The organism is Nocardia sp. CC213A, assembly GCF_030766805.1.
GTDB lineage: Bacteria > Actinomycetota > Actinomycetes > Mycobacteriales > Mycobacteriaceae > Nocardia > Nocardia otitidiscaviarum.
Genome location: NZ_JASFXA010000013.1, coordinates 20,081 through 37,676, shown reverse-complemented (window position 1 = coordinate 37,676; position 17,596 = coordinate 20,081). Strand labels below are relative to the sequence as shown.

Here is a 17,596-nt window from a genome sequence, read left to right as displayed (position 1 = left end):
CGGCGGCCAGTTGCCGCAGCCAGTTCTGGACGTACCCGATGAGTTACCCCCATCCTTGCGAATTCAGCTGTCGAGTCCGGTCTGTCGATGACAATATCCGCCACCCCGCACCGACGGCTCAACCGACCACCCGCCGGACCCGCGAAGCACCCTGAACCCCCGAACCGTCACCCCCCGATTCGCGGCGCGTCCCGGTTCTGGACTGACCGGAGCGGAGGAGCGAAGCGGGGGAGCGGAGGGAGGGAAGAACCGGGACTGTCAGCGCCGCGAATCCGCCCGGAGCGCAGCGGAGGGCAAATTAGACACTGCGGTCGCGGGCTTTGCGACGCGAGGCTTCGCGGCCGCGTTCGGTGGCGCCGAGGATGACCTTGCGGACTCGGACGACCTCCGGGGTGACCTCGACGCATTCGTCGGCGGCGCAGAATTCCATGGCGCCCTCGAGATCCAACTGCAGCGGCTTGGCGAGGGTTTCCAGCACGTCGCCGGTGGCCGAGCGCATATTGGTCAGCTTCTTCTCGCGGGTGACGTTGATGTCGAGGTCCTCGGCGCGCGGGTTGATGCCGACGACGTGGCCCTCGTAGGTGTCCGCGCCCGGCTCCACGAAGAACTGGCCGCGGTCGGCGAGCTGGATCATGGCGTAGGGGGTGACGGTTCCGGCGCGGTCGGAGACCAGCGAACCGGTGTGGCGGGCGCGGATCTCACCGGCCCACGGCGCGTAGCCGTCGAAGACGGCGTTGGCGATGCCGGTGCCGCGGGTCTCGGTGAGGAAGTCGGTGCGGAAACCGATCAGGCCGCGCGAGGGGACGATGAACTCCATGCGCACCCATCCGGCGGCGTGGTTGCTCATCTGCACCATCTTGCCCTTGCGGGCGGCGAGCAGCTGGGTGATCGCGCCGAGGAATTCCTCGGGGGCGTCGACGGTCAGCTCCTCGAAGGGCTCGTGCACCTTGCCGTCGACGGTCTTGGTGACCACCTGCGGCTTGCCGACGGTCAGCTCGAAGCCTTCGCGCCGCATCTGCTCGACCAGGATGGCCAGTGCCAGCTCGCCGCGGCCCTGCACCTCCCAGGCGTCCGGGCGGCCGATGTCGAGCACGCGCAGCGACACATTGCCGACCAGTTCCTGGTCCAGGCGCGCCTTGACCATGCGGGCGGTGAGCTTGTGCCCCTGTACCCGGCCGACCAGCGGCGAGGTGTTGGTGCCGATGGTCACCGAGATGGCGGGCTCGTCGACGGTGATGCGCGGCAGCGCGACCGGATTCTCCGCGTCGGCGAGGGTGTCGCCGATCATGATGTCCGGGATGCCCGCGATGGCGACGATATCGCCGGCCACGGCCTCCTCGCCGGGCTGACGCTCGACGCCGATGGTCTTGAGCAGTTCGGTGATGCGCACCGACTTGGTGCCCTCGGCGCTCATCCAGGCGACGGTCTGGCCCTTCTTCAGCGTGCCGTTGTGGATGCGCACCAGACCGATGCGGCCCAGGAACGGCGAGGCGTCGAGGTTGGTGACGTGCGCCTGCAGCGGCTTGGTGGCGTCGCCCTTGGGCGCGGGCACGTACTTCATGAGCACCTCGAACAGCTCGTCGAGGTTCTCCGCGTCCGGAACGGTGCCGTTCTCGGGGCGCTTGGTGGAGGCGACGCCCGCGCGGCCGGAGGCGTAGAGCACCGGCAGGTCCAGGGCCAGTTCGGCGGCCTCGGAGGCTTCGTCGTCGAGGTCGGAGGCCAGGTCCAGCAGCAGGTCGTGGGATTCCTCGACGACCTCTTCGATGCGGGCGTCGGGCCGGTCGGTCTTGTTGACCACCAGGATCACCGGCAGCGAGGCGGCCAGGGCCTTGCGCAGCACGAACCGGGTCTGCGGCAGCGGCCCCTCGGAGGCGTCGACGAGCAGCACGACGCCGTCGACCATGGACAGACCGCGCTCGACCTCACCGCCGAAGTCGGCGTGCCCGGGGGTGTCGATGACATTGATGACGGTGACCGAGCCGTCCGCGTTGTGCCGGTGCACCGCGGTGTTCTTGGCGAGAATGGTGATGCCCTTCTCGCGCTCCAGGTCACCGGAGTCCATGACGCGGTCCACCACCTCGGCACGCTCGCCGAAGACGCCGGACTGGCGCAGCATGGCATCGACAAGTGTTGTCTTGCCGTGGTCGACGTGCGCCACGATGGCGACGTTGCGGAACTCGACAGACGACACGGTTGATCCTCCTGGTGCAAGTGGGTAATGCGGCCGTGTCGACGACACGAGCGCCATCGACCGTTCGGCGATGGTGGCTACGGCCGGATAACAGCGTACCGGCAGTCGGAACTCACACGTTTCACGCGTACGACTTAGGTTAAGCTAACCAACGTGGGAAAGAAGGTGAAGGCCAAGCACGTCTCGAGCTTGAAGCCGAAGAACAAGTGCTGTCGCAAGAAGACGCGCTGCCTGAAATGCCCCGTGGTGATCATGCGCATGAAGAAGTGCGAGGCGGCGGGCGTCTGCGGCAAGGATCTGAAGAAGGCACTCAAGCACGCCCGCGCGGCGTGAGCACCCACCCTGCGACTCCGCATCTTTTTCCCCGAGTCCGCCCATCTTCCGGATGGAAGGCGTAGACCGGGACTATGAGCACCGAGCTGCTGTCCGACGACGACATCGCCAAGGCCCTCACCGACCTCCCCGGCTGGACCCACACCGGCGCGTCCATCGCCCGCACCGTGGAAGCGCCGTCCTTCCTGGCGGGCATCGAGCTGGTCCGGCGCGTCGCCCAGGCCGCCGAGGCGGCGAATCACCATCCCGATATCGATATCCGCTGGCGGCGGGTCACTTTCACGCTGTCCACCCATTCGGCGGGTGGGCTCACCCAGCTGGATGTGGCGCTGGCTCACGAGATCGATCGGCTGACGCTGCAGAGTTGACCCGGCCCGCCCAGATGATCCAGCCGAACAGCACCAGCACGCCCACCACGTCCACCGCGCCCAGCCACGCGTAGCCCGCCGGGCGCGGAATGGTCCAGATGTCCGGCTGCGCGAACGACAGCAGCCAGGGCACCCCGACGATCGTGGTGACCAGCCAGTACCCGGCCAGCAGCCGGGCGCCCGCGGCCGCGCGCAGCGGCCCGTAGAGCAGCCACAGCACGGTCGGCAACAGCCAGACGAAGTGGTGCGACCAGGAGATGGGCGAGATCATCAAGCCGAACAGCTGGACGATGACGAGCGTGCCCATCCGGTCGTCCGGCCCCAGGGCGCGCCAGGCGAGGACGCCCAGTACCGCCACTCCCAGCACGGCGGCGATCCACCACGGGCCGGTCTGCACGTCGTGGCCGAGGATGCGGCTGATGGTGCCGCGCAGTGATTGATTCCACACCGAACCGACCGGTCCGATACGGTCGGCGTTCCCCAGCAGCTCGCCGAAGTACCGCCGCGCCTCGGTCTGATTGATCAGCAGGCTGATCCCGACCGTGCCCGCGAACACCACCGCCGACCACGCCGCCGTCCCCCAGCGCCGCCGCGCCACGAAGTACAGCCCGGTGATGGCCGGGGTGAGCTTGATGCCCGCGATCAGGCCGACCAGGGTGCCGGAGACCCACCAGCGCGCACTGCGCACCGCGAGCATGGCGCCCAGCACCAGGAAGACGTTCACCTGGCCGTAGTCGATGGTGGTGCGCACGGGTTCCATCCACACGCCCACCGCCGTCCACGCCACCGCCGCGGTGCGCCAGCGCGGTTCGCGCAGCGCCCGCTCGCCCAGGATGAGTTCGAGCCCGATCCGCACCACGCCGTACAGCGCCGCCACCGTGGCCAGCAGCCAGCCGATGGCTACCACCGTGAACGGGAGGTAGTGCAGCGGGAAGAACACCACCGCGGCGAACGGCGGGTAGGTGAAGGGCAGCGGAAAGTCCGGCGTCTCCTTCGAATACGTGAAGTCGTAGAGCCGATCGGTGAGCAGCGCCGCCGACCCGTCCACGTAGACGTGCAGATCGACGAGATTCATGCCGTTCGGCGATAACAACATCCACAGCATCCGCGCGAGCACCGAGAACACCAGCGCCGCGACGGCGAGTCGGAAGTGTCGAGTCACAGCGCGGACTTTCGGGTCGAGTTGTGGATGCACCAGACTAGCGGTGCGCGTCGGGTCCCTATTTTCGCCGCATCGCGACGCCGATTCGAAAACCCCACGCCACACCGGATTCAGGATGTAACATTCGTATCACTGGCACCACGCGTAACAGGCTTTTTGATCGTCCGTCCGATAGCGTGATTCGATCGAAGACAGCAAGATCACACCGTGGCTGTACAACAGGGCGGCCCGGTACTTAGAGTGTCGCGCAGCGATGTCCCATCGCCACAGATGTACCCGAAGGTAAGGACGGCAACACCAGTGCTTCGCACCCGAGGATCGCGGTTCGCAATCACCGCGCTGGCCGTGGCGGCCTGCGCCACCATTGCCGTGCCGACAGCGACCGCCCAGCCCGCCCCCGCGCCCCAAGCCGTTTCCACGATTCCGGTGATTCCCGAGGGCGTGCCGGTGGAGGCGCTCGCGTCGCTGGTGCCCGCCATCATCGGGGCCGCCGCCGGACCGGCCGATATCGCCGCCGGGCCGCAGCAGACCATCCTGGATCAGGCGAAGCAGATCCTGAACACGCTGAACCTGCCCCCGCAGATCAAGTCGACCCTCGAGCGGATCATCAAGTTCCTGGACGGCAGTGGCGGCGGCGGCCCGGACATCCCGCAGGACGGTCCGGTCATCGCGCAGTTCCTGTGGCCCACCATCGGCAAGGGCTGCATCGGCCCGTCCTCCGACTCGGTCGGCACCGCCCTGGCCGTCCCCGGCCCCGCACAGCTGCCCCCGCCCGGCCCGCAGGCCGGTCAGACCGGTTTCGTGTTCACCGCCCTGGGCACCAAGAGCCCGACCGAGGCGCAGCATCCGCCGATGACCGTGCAGTGGATCAATCTGGATACGCGGCAGTCCGGCGTGCTGAACCTGACCGACGAGGCCAAGATCAACCCCGACGGCCCGGCCACCCTGTCGGCCATCGCCGACACCGGTAGCGGCCGCGTGGTCGCCGTGGTCTCCGGTTCGCTGACCACCCAGGCCGATCCGGAATCCGCGCCGATCACCTGCTCGTTCCTGCCGACCATCGGCTTCTTCTCGGTCGCGTAGGCGCTATCGCGACGACCCGATGCCCGGGTGACCTCAGGGGTCACCCGGGCATTGTCGTTTCTACCGACCGGTCGGCCCGCCCATCGGGATGTTTCGGGCGGGGGTGGACTGTGGTAGACCGGGGACATGGCGGCGGTGAAAGAGACTGTGCGGGGACTGCATTCACGGCGGTCGATTCTGTCGATCCGGTCGGAGGGCTCGATCCTGTCGATCGGATCGTCCTACTCGATCCTGTCGATCGGCAGCGTGGGATCGGTGCTGTCCATCGGATCGGCGGGCTCGTTCGGTTCGATCATCTCGGCGGGCTCGTTCGGCAGTCTGGGGTCGGCCTTCTCGGCCCTGTCCAGCTGGTCGATGTTCTCGTGGCGCAGCGACCGCGCGGCGTGGAGCGCCCACGGGGCTCCGGCGGCCCCGGCCGTGGCGGCGGAGGGCCGCCCGGCACTGCGGGTGGTCGCCGACGAACCCGATCTGCGGCAGGACCCGACCTGCCACACCCAGACCTGACGTAGCGTCCGGCGGCCGGGCAACGCGACGGCCGAGGTCCCCCGACAGCCAAGGCCCCTTCGGCCGAGACACCGCGAGCGCCGGGGTATCCGACAGCCGAGACTCAGCGCCGCGGGTTCACCATTGCCCGTAGTCCGGCGCCAGCACGGCGTTCAGATCCACGCCGACGCCGCCCACGGTGCGCTTGTCGATCTCGAACTGGTGCAGGTGTGCCGCGGGGTGCACGAATCCCTTCGGGGTGCCCCAATTGTGCTGCCAGAACCAGGAACCCAGCCCCGCGCCGCGCGTCCAGTCGATGGTCGGCGTATTGGCGTACACGCCGGTGCGCTCCCGCCCGAGCACCGCTTCCCAGCCTGCCAGGTACGGCGCGATGAGGTCGTGGAACTCGCCCTCGCTGGGATTGTCGTCGATGGAGGCGTAGATCGGCGCGGTATCGGGTCCGCCCGCCGCGTTGTGCAGCTCCAGGCCGCGCTGGGCATGCTGCTTGCCCGCCTCGAATCCGCCGCGCCAGTCCGCCGTCGGCCCCTTCCCGAACTGATAGCACGACACGATGCTCAGGCCCATCGCCTGTAGTGCCGCGACCTCCGCGGCCAGCAGCGGTTTGCCCGCCATCCACTCCGCGCCGGGACGCCGATCCGAGACATATCGGATGACGCCGATATGTCCGGCCTCGGCGATGGCCCGGGCGTCGGGCACCCCGCCCGCGTAGTCGAGCAGCGTGCCCAGGGAGGTGCGGGCGGTGGCGGTGGGCGCCACGGCGGCTCCGGCCACGCCCAGGGCGGCCGCACCGCCGGCGAGCGCGGCGGCGCGGGTGAGGAAGTCGCGGCGGTTGACATCGGAATAACGCATCGCAGAACTCCTTCGCACCGTGGATCGAACCTGATCGAGCAAAGTCTGCGGCATGCCCGGCGCACCTTCCCCGATGGCGGGACATGCCATCAGTGCGCCGGGGACCCGAACGTGCACTCATTTCACCACATTCACATGGGAATCGCCAGACTCACTGGGCACATGTGCACCATTGGCCCCAGGACAGACCGAGGGGACACAGCCGACAGAGCGGACTTCTCAGACGCCGATGCTGTTCAGCCGCGCGGCCACGTCGATGGTGCGGCGCGAGACGTCGGCAACCTCGCCGCGCACCACCGCCGCCACCTGGGCCGCCACCTGTTCGTCGATCTTGGCGAGGCGACCCAGCGTCCGCGCCCGCCAGCCCTCCGCGACCACCGCGAGCGCGATATCCCGCGCCGCCGGAGCCTCGGTGTCGATCACGATGAGCAGCGGGTCGGCCGCCCGCGCCACCAGTTCGAGCGGGACCTCCACCTCGGCACGGTAGCGGTTGGCCTTGAGCACGTCGACGGTGATGTCCAGGGTCACCGGAATCGTCAGGTCGAAGGCCACCAGCCCATCGGTGCCGGAAGGGCTGCCGTCATGGAGACCGGTGCGCCCGGCGGCGCTGTCCGCGTCCGTACTCGACGCACTCGCACCGCCCGGGTCTACCCCGGCAGCACCCGCGTCGGCGCTGACAGCACCCGGGTTCACCCTGGCAGCACCCGCGTCGGAAGCCCCCGCGTCCTCACTGGCAGCACTCGCGTCCGCACCACCGGCAGTAGTGGCATCCGCGCTGGCCGCACCGGCGTCCGTGCTGGCAGCACTCGCGTCCACACCGACAGCACCCGCATGCACGCTGGCGACGCCCGCGTCCGCACCGGCAGCACCGGCCGTACTGGCGGCGGTCGTCGCGCGGCCGGGCACCGCGTCATTCGTGGCGTCCCCGTGCGGCACCAGCCGCGGCATGCGGACGCTCCCCCGCACCGACACCTCGGCTGCATTGCGCGGCCCGGTGCGCAGCGGCCCGACCTCGATGGGTTTGCCCGCCAGCGATTCCACCACCTCGCGCACCCGCTGAGCGGTCACCACGCGCTGGAAGAACTGTCGCCCGAATTCGTCGTAGCCGATCCAGTCGAATTCCGCCTGTCCGCGATACTCCGATTGCCGGCCGTCGATGATGGCCTCGACATCGAATACCCGTCCGCGTCGCGATTCCGGATCGTCGAGCATGGCATTGAGCCGATTGGCGACCTCGCGCTGCACCATCCGGGAAATCGGGTCGAGCAGCAGTTCGAAGGCGGTGCCGATGGCCTGCGCCCGCATGACGAAGCTGACGTCGCGCCCGGTGACGGGCGGAATGTCGATCACGATGAGCAGTGGTCGCGCGGTGCGGGCGTGCAGGTCCAGGTCGATTTCGACGACCGCCTCGAGTCGTAGTCGCTGGCCGCCCAGCGTGATGTCCACCCGCAATTTCACCGGCACCATGACCTCGAAGTGCACATGCGGCCCGTGGCGGACGATATGTGGTTTGCCCACACTGCCTTTGGCGACGAATCGCGCGAGTCCGGCGGGTCCGACCGAGAACGGTCCGATGGTCATCCCCCGACCGGCCATACCGGAGACCGCCGCCTCGATTCGGGATTCCGTGACCGCCGCCTCGACGAATCGTTCACCGAATTCGGCGTAATCGATCCAGGTCGGTTGGTCGGATAACGGCATCCAGCTTCTTTCGTCGGGCGGAATCCCTGTCCTGCCGATGAGGGGGCAGCAGGACAGGGATCGTTCGGCGATGCTGCCGGGCACCGCCGGGCTCCATGGTAGGGCGTAATTCCCCCGTTACCTAGGGCACGCCCGCATGTTTTCCATCATGCGGGATGCCGTTGTTCACAGTCGGCCGTATCCGACCAGGCCGGAAAGCTCCGCGGGCCGATAGCGGTGGATGGTTATGCGCCCGAACTCATTACCCCCCACGGTGGTGATCATATCCCCGTCGGCGGCAATCACGAAGTTGGTGTGCTGACTGAACGGACTGGTCTCGCTGTAGAGCACCACATCACCGACCCCCGGTCGATATCCGGGCGATTCGAAGCGCCCCTGCTGCTGGTAGTACTCGGTGAGCGTGTAGACCCCGGGAATCCGCCACGATCCCGAGTTCGGATTGGTCAGGGGCCGTCCGGCCTCGCGCAGCACCCAGCTGACGAAATCGGCGCACCATGGCTCCTCGACGCCCTCGGAGTATTCGGTGCCGGCGGGCTGGCGCGCGAATTCGCCGCGCAACACCTCCACAATGCGTTTCTGGGTGTCGTCCAGCCCCGCCTGCTCGACCGCCGGGAAGTCGCGCAGCCGCTCCCCCGCCACCGCGGGCAGATGCCCCCGCTGCCACCAGCCGACCCCGACCACCGCCAGCACGGTCACCGCCGCGAGGGCCGCGACCGCCGCCACCCAGCGCGCACCCCGGCGACCGCGGCCCGCGGACTTCGCGACCGATCTCGCACCCACGCTCATATCGCTCCCCTCCCGGCGTTGTCAACGACCACCTTAGTTCGACGATCGTCGGGCGCATTCGGTTCCACACCGCCCCGCAGCGGCGTCCTGCGTCGTCTCGCAGCGCCGCCCCGGGTTCCCGCGCGTTACCGCACCAGCGCCCCGCGCGGCAACCGCACACGCGTCCCGCGCGGCAACCCGCACCAGTGCCCCGCGCGGCAACCGCACACCCGTCCCCCGCGGCAACCCGCACCAGCGTCCCGCGCGGCAACCGCACACCCGTCCCCCGCGGCAACCCGCACCAGTGCCCCGCGCGGCTACCGCACCCGCACACCCGTCCCGCGCGGCAACCCGCACCAGCGTCCCGCGCGGCGACCGCACACCCGTCCCGCGCGGCAACCGCACCAGCGTCCCGCGTGCCAATCGCACCAGCGTCCCGCGCGGCAACCGCACCAGCGCCCCGCGTGCCAATCGCACCAGCGTCCCGCGCGGCTAATGCCGCGACGGCATCCCGCCTACACCCGGTCGCGGCGGCGTCCGGTGTGCCACATCGGCCCGGAGGGCGGCCACCTCCTCGCGCAGTCGGGCCATGAGGCGCTCGGCGTCGTCGCGATGCGCGGCGGCCCGCTCGGTATCCCCGAGCGCGGCGGCCAGTTCGGCGAGTACGGCGTCCATCGGCCCCAGGAACGACGCGCCGGTCTCCAGGCCGCCGATGGTCCCGGCCAGCGGCAGCAGCGCGGTGTAGAGCTCGCGGGCGGCGTCGGTATCGCCGAGGAACAGCGCGATCCGGGAGCGGATGATGCTGAAGGTGGCCCAGAACGGCGGCCCCACCGGCGGCGCGGCGGCCAGCACCCGCCGGGCGTGCGCGGTGTCCCCGCAGTGCAGCAGGGCCAGCGCGTAGCCGTAGGAGAACAGCTCCGGCGCGACGGCGGCGCGTTCCCCGAGCGCGCCCGCGAGCGCGGAGAAGTCGCCCCCGCGCACCCAGGCCAGCGCCAGCAGCAGCCCGATGTGCAGCGCCTCCGCGTCGCGGGTGACATCGTCGACGGGCAGCGCCTGGGTGGCCAGCGGCGCGGGTCCGAGCACACCCTCGTGGTGCCAGTCGCCCAGCATGCGTTCGGCGGACTCGATATCACCGCGTACCAGTTCGAGCAGGAACTCGAAGGGTACGAGCGCGTCGAGCAGATGGCGCAGTTGCCCGTCGGTGGCGAATTCGGCGGCGCGCCCGGCATGTTCGGCGGCGGTGGCGAGATCGGCGTCGGCCAGCGCCGCCCGGAAGAGCAGATAGCGTGCCAGCGCCTGGAATTCGGTGAGCTCGGCCGCGGCCGCCACGAGCAGTAGCCGGGTCGCAAGACTTTTCAGTTCGTCGGCGCGCAGGAACCCGCCGCGCACGAACGCGATGAACGCCTGGGCGTTGACGGCCGTGCACAGCAGATCGGCGTCGCCGAGCGGTTCGGCCAGCGCGACGGCCGCGTCGGCGGCGGCTCGGGCGTCACCGAGATCGGTCAGCGCGGTGTGGAAGACGGTGGTGACCAGCACCAGGATGCGCTCGCGCACCGGCAGTCCGGTGTCGGCGCGGGCGATGCGCAGCGGTTCCAGCACCCGCGGATCGGCGGTGTGCCAGTCCCGGGCCGACCAGATGAGCGGGGTGGGCCAGCAGGTGGCGGCCCGGACCAGCGGTTCGACGCCACCGAGCCGGTCGGCGAGATCGAGGGCGTGTTCGCGCACGTCCCGCGCCTGCTCGTGCCGCCCGTCGTAGGCGAGGGCGGTGACGAGCTCGCAGCGCGCCTCCAATACCGCCGACAGCTGCTCGTCGGTGGCGGCGGCCCCGTCGTGCCCGGCCAGTTCGTGCAGTGTCAGCACCGACTGCCAGCGCCGCACCGCGTCGGCCCGCATGCGCCGTTCCACGCAGAGGCGTGCCGCGGTCCGACCGAAACGCAGTGCGCGCTCGGCTGTTTCGACGGTGGCGCCGAGCGCCGCGTGGTGCGCCAGGGTTTCGGCGTCGCGTCCGGTGAGGGCGGAGCAGTCCGGAACGCAGATCCGCGCGCACAGTGATTCGAACACCGCCCAGTGCATGCGAAGGCGGCGCAGCACGGGGATGCCGTGGTACACCGTCTCGCGGATGAGCGCGTGGTCGAAGCGAACGCGGCCGCCGCGCTCGGTGCGCAGCAGCCGGGCCTGTTCGGCCGCCGCGACCCGGTCGATGATCTGGTCGGGCGTGAGCCCGGCGGCGGTGGCGAGGGTGGGAACGTCGCAGTCCTCACCCCAGACCGACATGAGTTCGAGCAGGTCGACGACCGCGGCGGGCAGCTGGGCGACGCGGCGGCCCAGCAGATCTCGCACGGTATCGGGCAGCGCGTCGGTGGTGCCCTGGGTGGCGACGAGTTTGGCCAGCTCGCGCACGAACAGCGGGTTGCCGCCGGTGCGGCGGCGCAGCAGCGCCACCAGCTGGTCGTCGGCGTCCACGAGTCCGGCGGCGACCGCGGCCCACCGGGTGCCGTTCAGGTCGAGGCCGTCGAGTTCGATGCGGTCGGCGGTGAACAGGGCCAGGGCGGCGGCGGTATCGCGCACTCCCGCACCGGCTTCGGTGCCGCGCAGGGTGGCGATGATCAGCACGGGGCGGTCGCGCAGCCAGTGCACCACCTGGCGCAGCACCTGGAGGGTGGCGGTATCCGCGCCGTGCACGTCTTCGAGCACGATGAGTACCGGTCCGGCGGCGGCGCGACAGTGTCGGACCACGCGGCGGGCGAGGGTGAAGGCGTCGACGGCGGCACAGGCGTCGGGGTCGGCGGCGGTGAGTTCGACCAGCACCTCGGCCCAGGCCCACGCCGGGGGCGCGTCCTCCACCTCGGGGCAGCGGCCGAAGACGGTGGCCCAGTCCCGCTCGGCCAGCTGCGCGGCCACCGTGGTGGCGAGGGTGCTCTTGCCCGCGCCCGCCTCACCGGAGAGCCAGACCAGGCCCACGCTGCCCAGCGCCGCCGCCTCCGCCGCCGCCAGCACGGCGGCCCGCTGCTCGGCATATCCACTGTCCGGCAGCGGATCCGGGTGCGCTGCGCGCACCGTTATCGGCGCGGTCGGGGTATCGGCGCCGACCTTGTGGGTGAGGATCGCGGTCTCGGTGTCGCGCAGCGCCGGCCCGGGGTCCACCCCGAATTCGCCGTTGAGGAATTCCCGGCAGCGGCGCACCGTGGTGAGCGCGTCCAGGGACTGCCCGAGCCGGTACTGCGCCAGGGCGAGCAGTCGCGCGCATTCCTCGCGGCCCGGATGCTCCTCGAAGACCGGCCGCAGCGCCAGCACCACCTCGGCGGGCCGATTCAGCTCCAGCGCCGCCCGTGCCCGCAGCTCCAGCGCGGTGAGTCGCAGTGCGGTCAGCCGCGCGGCTTCCTGTGCCGCCCAGGGCATTCCGAGGAAAGTTTCCAGTGCGGTGCCGTGCCAGCAGGCCAGGGCGGCGTCGAGCACCCGGATCTGTTCGAGTGGATCGGGTCGCAGGGCGGGATCGCGCAGGGCGGCCTCGTGCCCGTGCAGCAGCTGCTCGAATTCCCAGGCGTCGACCTGCGCGGGTTCGAGATTCAGTGCGTACCCGTGTGATTCGGAGACGATGACGCGGGCACGGGCCCGGCGCGGCCGCTCCGGTTCGAAGAGACGTCGCAGATTGTGGATGTAGACCTGGAGCGCGGCGGTGGCCTTGGCGGGCGGGTCGCCGTTCCACAGATCGTCGATGAGCCGGTCGGTGGGGACGACCCGGCCCCCGGCCGCGACCAGGCGTCCCAGCACCGCACACTGCATGGGCGCGCCGGGTGGCACCCGCTGACCGTCGATGGTGATCTGCAGAGGTCCCAGCACTCCGATCCGTGTGACCGCCATGCCGTGCCGGAACCCCCGTAACCACTGCCGTCTTGGACAATTGACTTGCTTGCGACACACAGAATGACAGAAATTCTGCGAGACGTCTCATCGGTGTGATCCGACTTAACCGAATACGAAGTGGACACGAAGAGTGATGCCGCACACTGCCATGGTGTCTCAGTCCGGGTTGCGCGTGCCCACCACGCGGTCGATCGGCGAGGAGCCGCGTGGTGCCGAACTATCGGTGCTACAGGGCTTCCCATATCCCGCCGCCTACCGCACCCCGGCGACCTGCGATGTGGTCGCCACCAATACCGCCTTCGCGGAGATGTTCCCGGGTCTCGAACCCGGCACCAACCTGCTCACCTGGATGCTGCTCGATCCCATGGCCCGCTGTGTGCTGGTCGAATGGGAACTCGAGGCGCAGCTGCTGGTGCAGCGGTTCCGGAAGTCGGCGCCGCAGGCCGACTCCGGCCGCATCGAGGAGATCCTGACGCTGTGCCGCCGCGCACCGGACTGGAATCAGCTGTGGGGAGAGGAGATCCGGGTCCCGGACACCGCGCAGCGACTGCTGCTGGTGCGGGATGCGGAGACCGGCCACGAGCGCGCCATGTACGCGCACACGTTCGCCTTCGAGGCCCCACCGCGTCCCTGGCTGCTGTACACCCTGGTACCGGCGACCTGAGTCGCCCGCCGTAGCACCTCGCGATCATCCGCCCGCGCTCCGATGTGCCGGTCGCCGCCGCGAGCTTGCGCCGCCCCGCGGTCCGACTCGCCCGACCGTGACACCGGGCTTGCCGAACCGTCGACCCGGAGCCGTGCCGGTATATCAGGCCCGCGCGGCCGGGCTCTCGAACCAGCCGTCGACCGGGTCGGCGTAGCCGTGGTACACCAGCGGTATCCGCCGGTCCACCTCGAAGTGGCGGTAGACCGCGAGCATCGCCCGTCGCACCGCGTGCGCGTGGAAGTCGTCGATGCGACGGGCGCCGAGCCGGTGCTCGGGCAGCAGCTCCAGTCGAGTCAGCTCATCGGGATCGGTGGCGTCGAGTCCGATGGGCGGGGCGTCGGCGATGAAGTGGTCGTGCAGGATGGCGTGCGTGCGCGCCGGGTCCGGGGTGCCCGCCGCGAAGGCCAGGAAGCGCACCCGGACGGCGCGGCGGCCGGGAGCCTCGGTCTCGAGCCGGTCGAGCAGTCCGGCGGCCGGACGGCGCACCGACCGCCCGGTCAACGGGTCCTGTTCGAGCAGGTGCAGCATGCTGCCGCCGGGCACCCGGGGTTCGGGGACGAGGAACAGGCTCAGCACGGGTGCGCCGGAGACTCCGTCGGCCAGGCAGACTTTGGTGGTCATGGGATCGGGCATGCGCTTCTCCCTCGATTGTGCGGAACCCGCGGTGCGGTCCGCGCCCGGGGCGGCGGGCCCGGGGTGGTGCAGTCAGCTGGTATTCGATATCTCGCCGCGGACCCGGAGGCGGTCAGCAGACCACCCGGCAGCGCGACCGGAGCACACCAGCGAATTATAGTCGAGTCGCATGACCTGCCGCGGGCGTTCGTCAGGCGTCGATCAATCCGCGCCGGGTCGCGGGCGGGCTCGCCAACTGCCGCTCGATGGTGGCCCGTACCAGCGGCCACTCCTCGTCCAGGATGGAGTAGAACGCCGTACTGCGCACCTCGCCGTCCAGCCCGCGCGAATGCGCCCGCCGCACCCCGTCGCTGGTCGCGCCGAGCCGCTCGATGGCCATGCGGGACCGTAGATTCCGCATATCCGCGCGCAGGGCGATGCGGCGTACCCGCCACACCTCGAAGGCGTGCGCGAGCAGCAGCAGTTTGGACTCCAGGTTGATCCCGGCTCCCCGTGCGTCCGGCGCGAGCCAGGTATTGCCGATCTCGGCGGCGTCCGGGATGGCCAGCAGCGGATCGCCCGGCGGCAGCCCGTGCACCAGCGGCCACACCACCGGCCCCTGCCAGTAGTCGAATCTGGTGAATCGGGTGGACCCGAGCACCCGCCCGGTGCCCGCCGCGACGATGGCGAAGGCCAACGAGGTGCCCGCGGCGTGCCCGGCGACCGCCTGGGCGATGTAGTCGATGGCCTCGTCCACCCCGTGCGGAACGGGGGTGAAGGCGAAGTCGTCGCGATTGTCCGCCGCCGCCTCCGCGATCCCCGGAGCATGCTGCGGCGCAAGGGGTTCCAGCCGCACGACGCGGCCGTCGAGAATGACCGGTACAGGCACGTTCCCTCGATCTTTCGAAGCGGTCGGGGGTCGCGTCGGGCGGTGCCGCACCGGCTACCCGCTCCGGATAGGACGAACCAGCCCTGGCGCGCCAGTAGCAGCGTGAATCAGTGAGGTGAACGATAACGGAACACCTGCGCACGGGACGGCAGGCGACACACGAATTTCGGGGCCCGCCCGGCGGCGGTCAGCCCGGCGGCGGTCAGCCCGACGGCGGTCAGCCCGACGGCGGTCGGCCCAGCGCCGGTCAACCCGGCGGCGGTCAGCCCAGCGCGGACGTCCCCGCGGCGACGGTCCCGGACGCGGCGTCGTCCCAGGTGCGGGGCGGCGGGCCGAAGGTGCTGCGCGCGTTGGCGATCACCGTTTTGCCGAGCGCTCGGTTGCCGACCGCGCCGATCACCGCGCCGATGCCCGCGGGCAGCGCCCGCCCGAACACCAGCACACCCCGCTTGACGATGAACTGCACGACGAAGCGTTTCACCAGCGCGTTGTCGATATTCCGCACCACCGGCAGCCGGTCGGCCACCACGGCGGCCCAATCCCGCGCCGACTGGCTGGCGTTGCGGCCCATCACCGCGGTGCCGGTCTCGCCGAGCACGACGCTCACCACCATGGCGCGACGCTGTGTGGGCGGCAGTGCACCGATGCCGTGCACCGCGCCCACCGAGGCCGCGTACAGCGCCGACGCCTCCAGGAAGAACACCGACTCGACGCCGCTCACCGCCAGGCCGATCAGGGTGCCCACGCCGGGGACCGCCGCGCTCAGGCCCGCGACCGTACCGCTGGCGGTGACCAGCACCAGGTAGCGCGTCTCCAGCCCCCGCGCGATGTCCTCGGGTGACCGGCTCGGGTGCTTGCGCCGCAGCCGGTCCACGTACCTGGCCGCCAGCGGTGCCTGCACCCCGGTGCCGCCGCGCAGGAGCAACTCGATGGACTTCTGCACTGTGCGCTCGAACATGGCGGGCGTCCCCTTTCGTCGTCGGCAACGCCCGAGCGTACGGACCGCCGTGCCCGGGTTCGGGTTCCGACACGGGAATCCACGGGTCCGTTACGACCGACGTCCGCGCGGGGACCTTCGCCTCTCCCGGTCGGCGGTGATCGGCGTCACAGTATGGGTGGTGGTCGGTTTCCGGCGGCGACGCGGACGACCAGGGCAGGCGACGAGACGGTGACGGGCAATGGACGCGCACGAATCCCATATGACACAGTCGGACCTCTTCACGTGGAGCATGGAGCAGGATCCAGCACTGCGCTCGACGATCGTCACGCTGCTGCTGCTCGACTCCGAACCGGACCGGGATCGGTTGCGGCACATGATCGATCGCGCCAGCCACGCGGTACCCCGCTTCCGGCACCGGCTGGTGGCGGCCCCGCTGCGGCTGACGCCCCCGCGCTGGCTCCCCGATCCGGACTTCGATCTGTCCTGGCATGTGCGCCGCCTGGCCGCGCCCGCGCCCGGGGATCTGTCGGCGGTGCTCGAGTTCGCGCGCACCGAGGCGATGGCCGCCTTCGATCCGGCCCGGCCGCTGTGGCAGTTCACCGTGCTGAGCGGGCTGGCCGACGGGCGCTGCGCGCTCGTGCTGAAGGTGCACCACAGCCTGACCGACGGCGTCGGCGGCATCCAGATCGCCGGGGAGATACTGGATTTCGCGAGGGAGGGCACACCTCGGCCGGAGCTCGCGGAAAGCGCGGAGGTGGACGGGAACGGCGCGGTGGGCGACATCATCACGTGGAACTGGGCCACCGGCACCGAGTTGGTGCGCGACGGGGTCGCGACGGCGGTCTCGGCCGCGCGGCGGACGGTGACGAATCCGGTCGGGGCGGTCCGTGACGGGGTCACGCTGGCGCGTTCACTGCTGCGGCTGGCCCGGCCGGTCACCACCACGCTGTCCCCGCTCATGACCGAGCGGAGCCTGGTGCGGCGGTTGACCGTACTCGATGTGCCGCTGCCGACGCTGCACCGCGCCGCCCATCGCACCGGATGCACGGTGAACGACGCCTTCCTCGCCGCGGTGCTGATCGGGCTGCGCACCTATCACGAGCGTCGGGGGGCGACGGTGGCGCGGCTGCGGGTGGCCATGCCGATCAGCCTGCGCCATCCGGGTGATCCGATCGGCGGCAATCGGATCTCCTTGGCCCGCTTCGTCGTTCCCGCCGATATCACCGCGCCCGACGATCTCATGCATGCCCTGGACGGCGTGGTCGAGGGGTGGCGGCACGAACCGGCCGTACCGCTGTCCAATGCCGTCGCGGCCACCTTCAACCGGCTACCGGTCGGGCTGCTCACCGATATGTTCAAGCATGTCGACTTCATCGCCTCGGACGTGCCGGGTTCGCCGGTGCCGCTGTATGTGTCCGGGGCCGAGGTGCAGCGAATCTACGCTTTCGGACCCACCACCGGCACCGCCTTGAACGTCACACTGGTCTCGCATGTCGAAACCTGTTGCGTGGGTATCAATTCCGATGCGGCGGCGGTCACTGACCCGGACCTGCTGACCGAATGCCTGGCCGCCGGCTTCCGGGCCGTCACCGCGCTCGGCGCGGCGGTCCCGGAGGACTAGCGCTGGCG

At 70.4% G+C, this 17,596-nt stretch carries 15 protein-coding genes; 6 read left to right on the top strand and 9 right to left on the bottom strand.

Annotated features, from left to right (window positions below):
• Positions 1 to 298: 298 nt before the first annotated feature.
• Complete coding sequence (typA, locus tag QJS31_RS22950) at positions 299 to 2,191, bottom strand: translational GTPase TypA (protein ID WP_282781375.1); 1,893 nt, start codon at positions 2,189 to 2,191, stop codon at positions 299 to 301.
• A 153-nt stretch (positions 2,192 to 2,344) separates the two neighbouring features.
• Here typA and QJS31_RS22945 point away from each other — a divergent pair, with 153 nt between their 5' ends.
• Both QJS31_RS22945 and QJS31_RS22940 read left to right on the top strand, forming a co-directional pair.
• Positions 2,345 to 2,524 (top strand): hypothetical protein, encoded by a 180-nt coding sequence (locus QJS31_RS22945; protein ID WP_081592687.1) that lies wholly within the window; start codon positions 2,345 to 2,347, stop codon positions 2,522 to 2,524.
• A gap of 74 nt (positions 2,525 to 2,598) precedes the next feature.
• On the top strand, positions 2,599 to 2,892 hold the full coding sequence (locus QJS31_RS22940) for a 4a-hydroxytetrahydrobiopterin dehydratase (RefSeq protein WP_029931425.1): 294 nt from the start codon (positions 2,599 to 2,601) through the stop codon (positions 2,890 to 2,892).
• Here QJS31_RS22940 and QJS31_RS22935 read toward each other — a convergent pair.
• Positions 2,834 to 4,090 (bottom strand): mannosyltransferase, encoded by a 1,257-nt coding sequence (locus QJS31_RS22935; protein WP_372341705.1) that lies wholly within the window; start codon positions 4,088 to 4,090, stop codon positions 2,834 to 2,836. The genes QJS31_RS22940 and QJS31_RS22935 overlap by 59 nt on opposite strands.
• 264 nt (positions 4,091 to 4,354) lie before the next feature.
• Here QJS31_RS22935 and QJS31_RS22930 point away from each other — a divergent pair, with 264 nt between their 5' ends.
• Positions 4,355 to 5,137 (top strand): hypothetical protein, encoded by a 783-nt coding sequence (locus QJS31_RS22930; RefSeq protein ID WP_282781381.1) that lies wholly within the window; start codon positions 4,355 to 4,357, stop codon positions 5,135 to 5,137.
• A gap of 126 nt (positions 5,138 to 5,263) precedes the next feature.
• Entirely contained in the window at positions 5,264 to 5,641 is a 378-nt protein-coding gene (locus QJS31_RS22925) for a hypothetical protein (protein ID WP_282781383.1), read from the top strand.
• Between the two features lie 117 nt (positions 5,642 to 5,758).
• Here QJS31_RS22925 and QJS31_RS22920 read toward each other — a convergent pair whose 3' ends face one another.
• The 4 genes from QJS31_RS22920 to QJS31_RS22905 all read right to left on the bottom strand — a co-directional run bounded on the left by QJS31_RS22920 (position 5,759) and on the right by QJS31_RS22905 (position 12,796).
• Positions 5,759 to 6,490, bottom strand: coding sequence for a DUF1906 domain-containing protein (locus QJS31_RS22920; protein WP_306357649.1), 732 nt, complete (start codon positions 6,488 to 6,490; stop codon positions 5,759 to 5,761).
• Positions 6,491 to 6,709: 219 nt separating this feature from the next.
• The gene (locus QJS31_RS22915; protein ID WP_306357648.1) at positions 6,710 to 8,191 is read right to left on the bottom strand and encodes a hypothetical protein; all 1,482 of its coding nucleotides are present in this window, start codon (positions 8,189 to 8,191) and stop codon (positions 6,710 to 6,712) included.
• Positions 8,192 to 8,356: 165 nt separating this feature from the next.
• Positions 8,357 to 8,977: a CHAP domain-containing protein gene (locus tag QJS31_RS22910; RefSeq protein WP_282786350.1), complete on the bottom strand. Its 621-nt coding sequence runs from the start codon at positions 8,975 to 8,977 to the stop codon at positions 8,357 to 8,359.
• A 471-nt stretch (positions 8,978 to 9,448) separates the two neighbouring features.
• The gene (locus tag QJS31_RS22905) at positions 9,449 to 12,796 is read right to left on the bottom strand and encodes a BTAD domain-containing putative transcriptional regulator (RefSeq protein WP_306357647.1); all 3,348 of its coding nucleotides are present in this window, start codon (positions 12,794 to 12,796) and stop codon (positions 9,449 to 9,451) included.
• A gap of 172 nt (positions 12,797 to 12,968) precedes the next feature.
• On the opposite strand from QJS31_RS22905, the gene QJS31_RS22900 reads away from it, so the two are divergent.
• Positions 12,969 to 13,484, top strand: a complete 516-nt coding sequence (locus QJS31_RS22900) for a hypothetical protein (protein ID WP_306357646.1) — start codon at positions 12,969 to 12,971, stop codon at positions 13,482 to 13,484.
• Positions 13,485 to 13,628: 144 nt separating this feature from the next.
• Here QJS31_RS22900 and QJS31_RS22895 read toward each other — a convergent pair whose 3' ends face one another.
• The 3 genes from QJS31_RS22895 to QJS31_RS22885 form a co-directional block, all read right to left on the bottom strand.
• The gene (locus tag QJS31_RS22895; protein WP_282783765.1) at positions 13,629 to 14,159 is read right to left on the bottom strand and encodes a hypothetical protein; all 531 of its coding nucleotides are present in this window, start codon (positions 14,157 to 14,159) and stop codon (positions 13,629 to 13,631) included.
• Between the two features lie 190 nt (positions 14,160 to 14,349).
• Positions 14,350 to 15,027: a GNAT family N-acetyltransferase gene (locus QJS31_RS22890; protein ID WP_029931415.1), complete on the bottom strand. Its 678-nt coding sequence runs from the start codon at positions 15,025 to 15,027 to the stop codon at positions 14,350 to 14,352.
• A 262-nt stretch (positions 15,028 to 15,289) separates the two neighbouring features.
• The gene (locus tag QJS31_RS22885) at positions 15,290 to 15,985 is read right to left on the bottom strand and encodes a hypothetical protein (RefSeq protein WP_282783761.1); all 696 of its coding nucleotides are present in this window, start codon (positions 15,983 to 15,985) and stop codon (positions 15,290 to 15,292) included.
• A gap of 241 nt (positions 15,986 to 16,226) precedes the next feature.
• Here QJS31_RS22885 and QJS31_RS22880 point away from each other — a divergent pair, with 241 nt between their 5' ends.
• A complete protein-coding gene (locus QJS31_RS22880; protein WP_306357645.1) occupies positions 16,227 to 17,588 on the top strand; it encodes a wax ester/triacylglycerol synthase domain-containing protein in 1,362 nt (453 codons plus the stop codon).
• Positions 17,589 to 17,596 lie beyond the last annotated feature (8 nt).

Coding starts and splice junctions, on each gene's coding strand:
- QJS31_RS22940 (WP_029931425.1), top strand. CDS start 2,599: ATGAGCACCGAGCTGCTGTCCGACGACGACATCGCCAAGGCCCTCACC.
- QJS31_RS22925 (WP_282781383.1), top strand. CDS start 5,264: ATGGCGGCGGTGAAAGAGACTGTGCGGGGACTGCATTCACGGCGGTCG.
- QJS31_RS22920 (WP_306357649.1), bottom strand. CDS start 6,490: ATGCGTTATTCCGATGTCAACCGCCGCGACTTCCTCACCCGCGCCGCC.
- QJS31_RS22915 (WP_306357648.1), bottom strand. CDS start 8,191: ATGCCGTTATCCGACCAACCGACCTGGATCGATTACGCCGAATTCGGT.
- QJS31_RS22910 (WP_282786350.1), bottom strand. CDS start 8,977: ATGAGCGTGGGTGCGAGATCGGTCGCGAAGTCCGCGGGCCGCGGTCGC.
- QJS31_RS22900 (WP_306357646.1), top strand. CDS start 12,969: ATGGTGTCTCAGTCCGGGTTGCGCGTGCCCACCACGCGGTCGATCGGC.
- QJS31_RS22895 (WP_282783765.1), bottom strand. CDS start 14,159: ATGCCCGATCCCATGACCACCAAAGTCTGCCTGGCCGACGGAGTCTCC.
- QJS31_RS22885 (WP_282783761.1), bottom strand. CDS start 15,985: ATGTTCGAGCGCACAGTGCAGAAGTCCATCGAGTTGCTCCTGCGCGGC.
- QJS31_RS22880 (WP_306357645.1), top strand. CDS start 16,227: ATGACACAGTCGGACCTCTTCACGTGGAGCATGGAGCAGGATCCAGCA.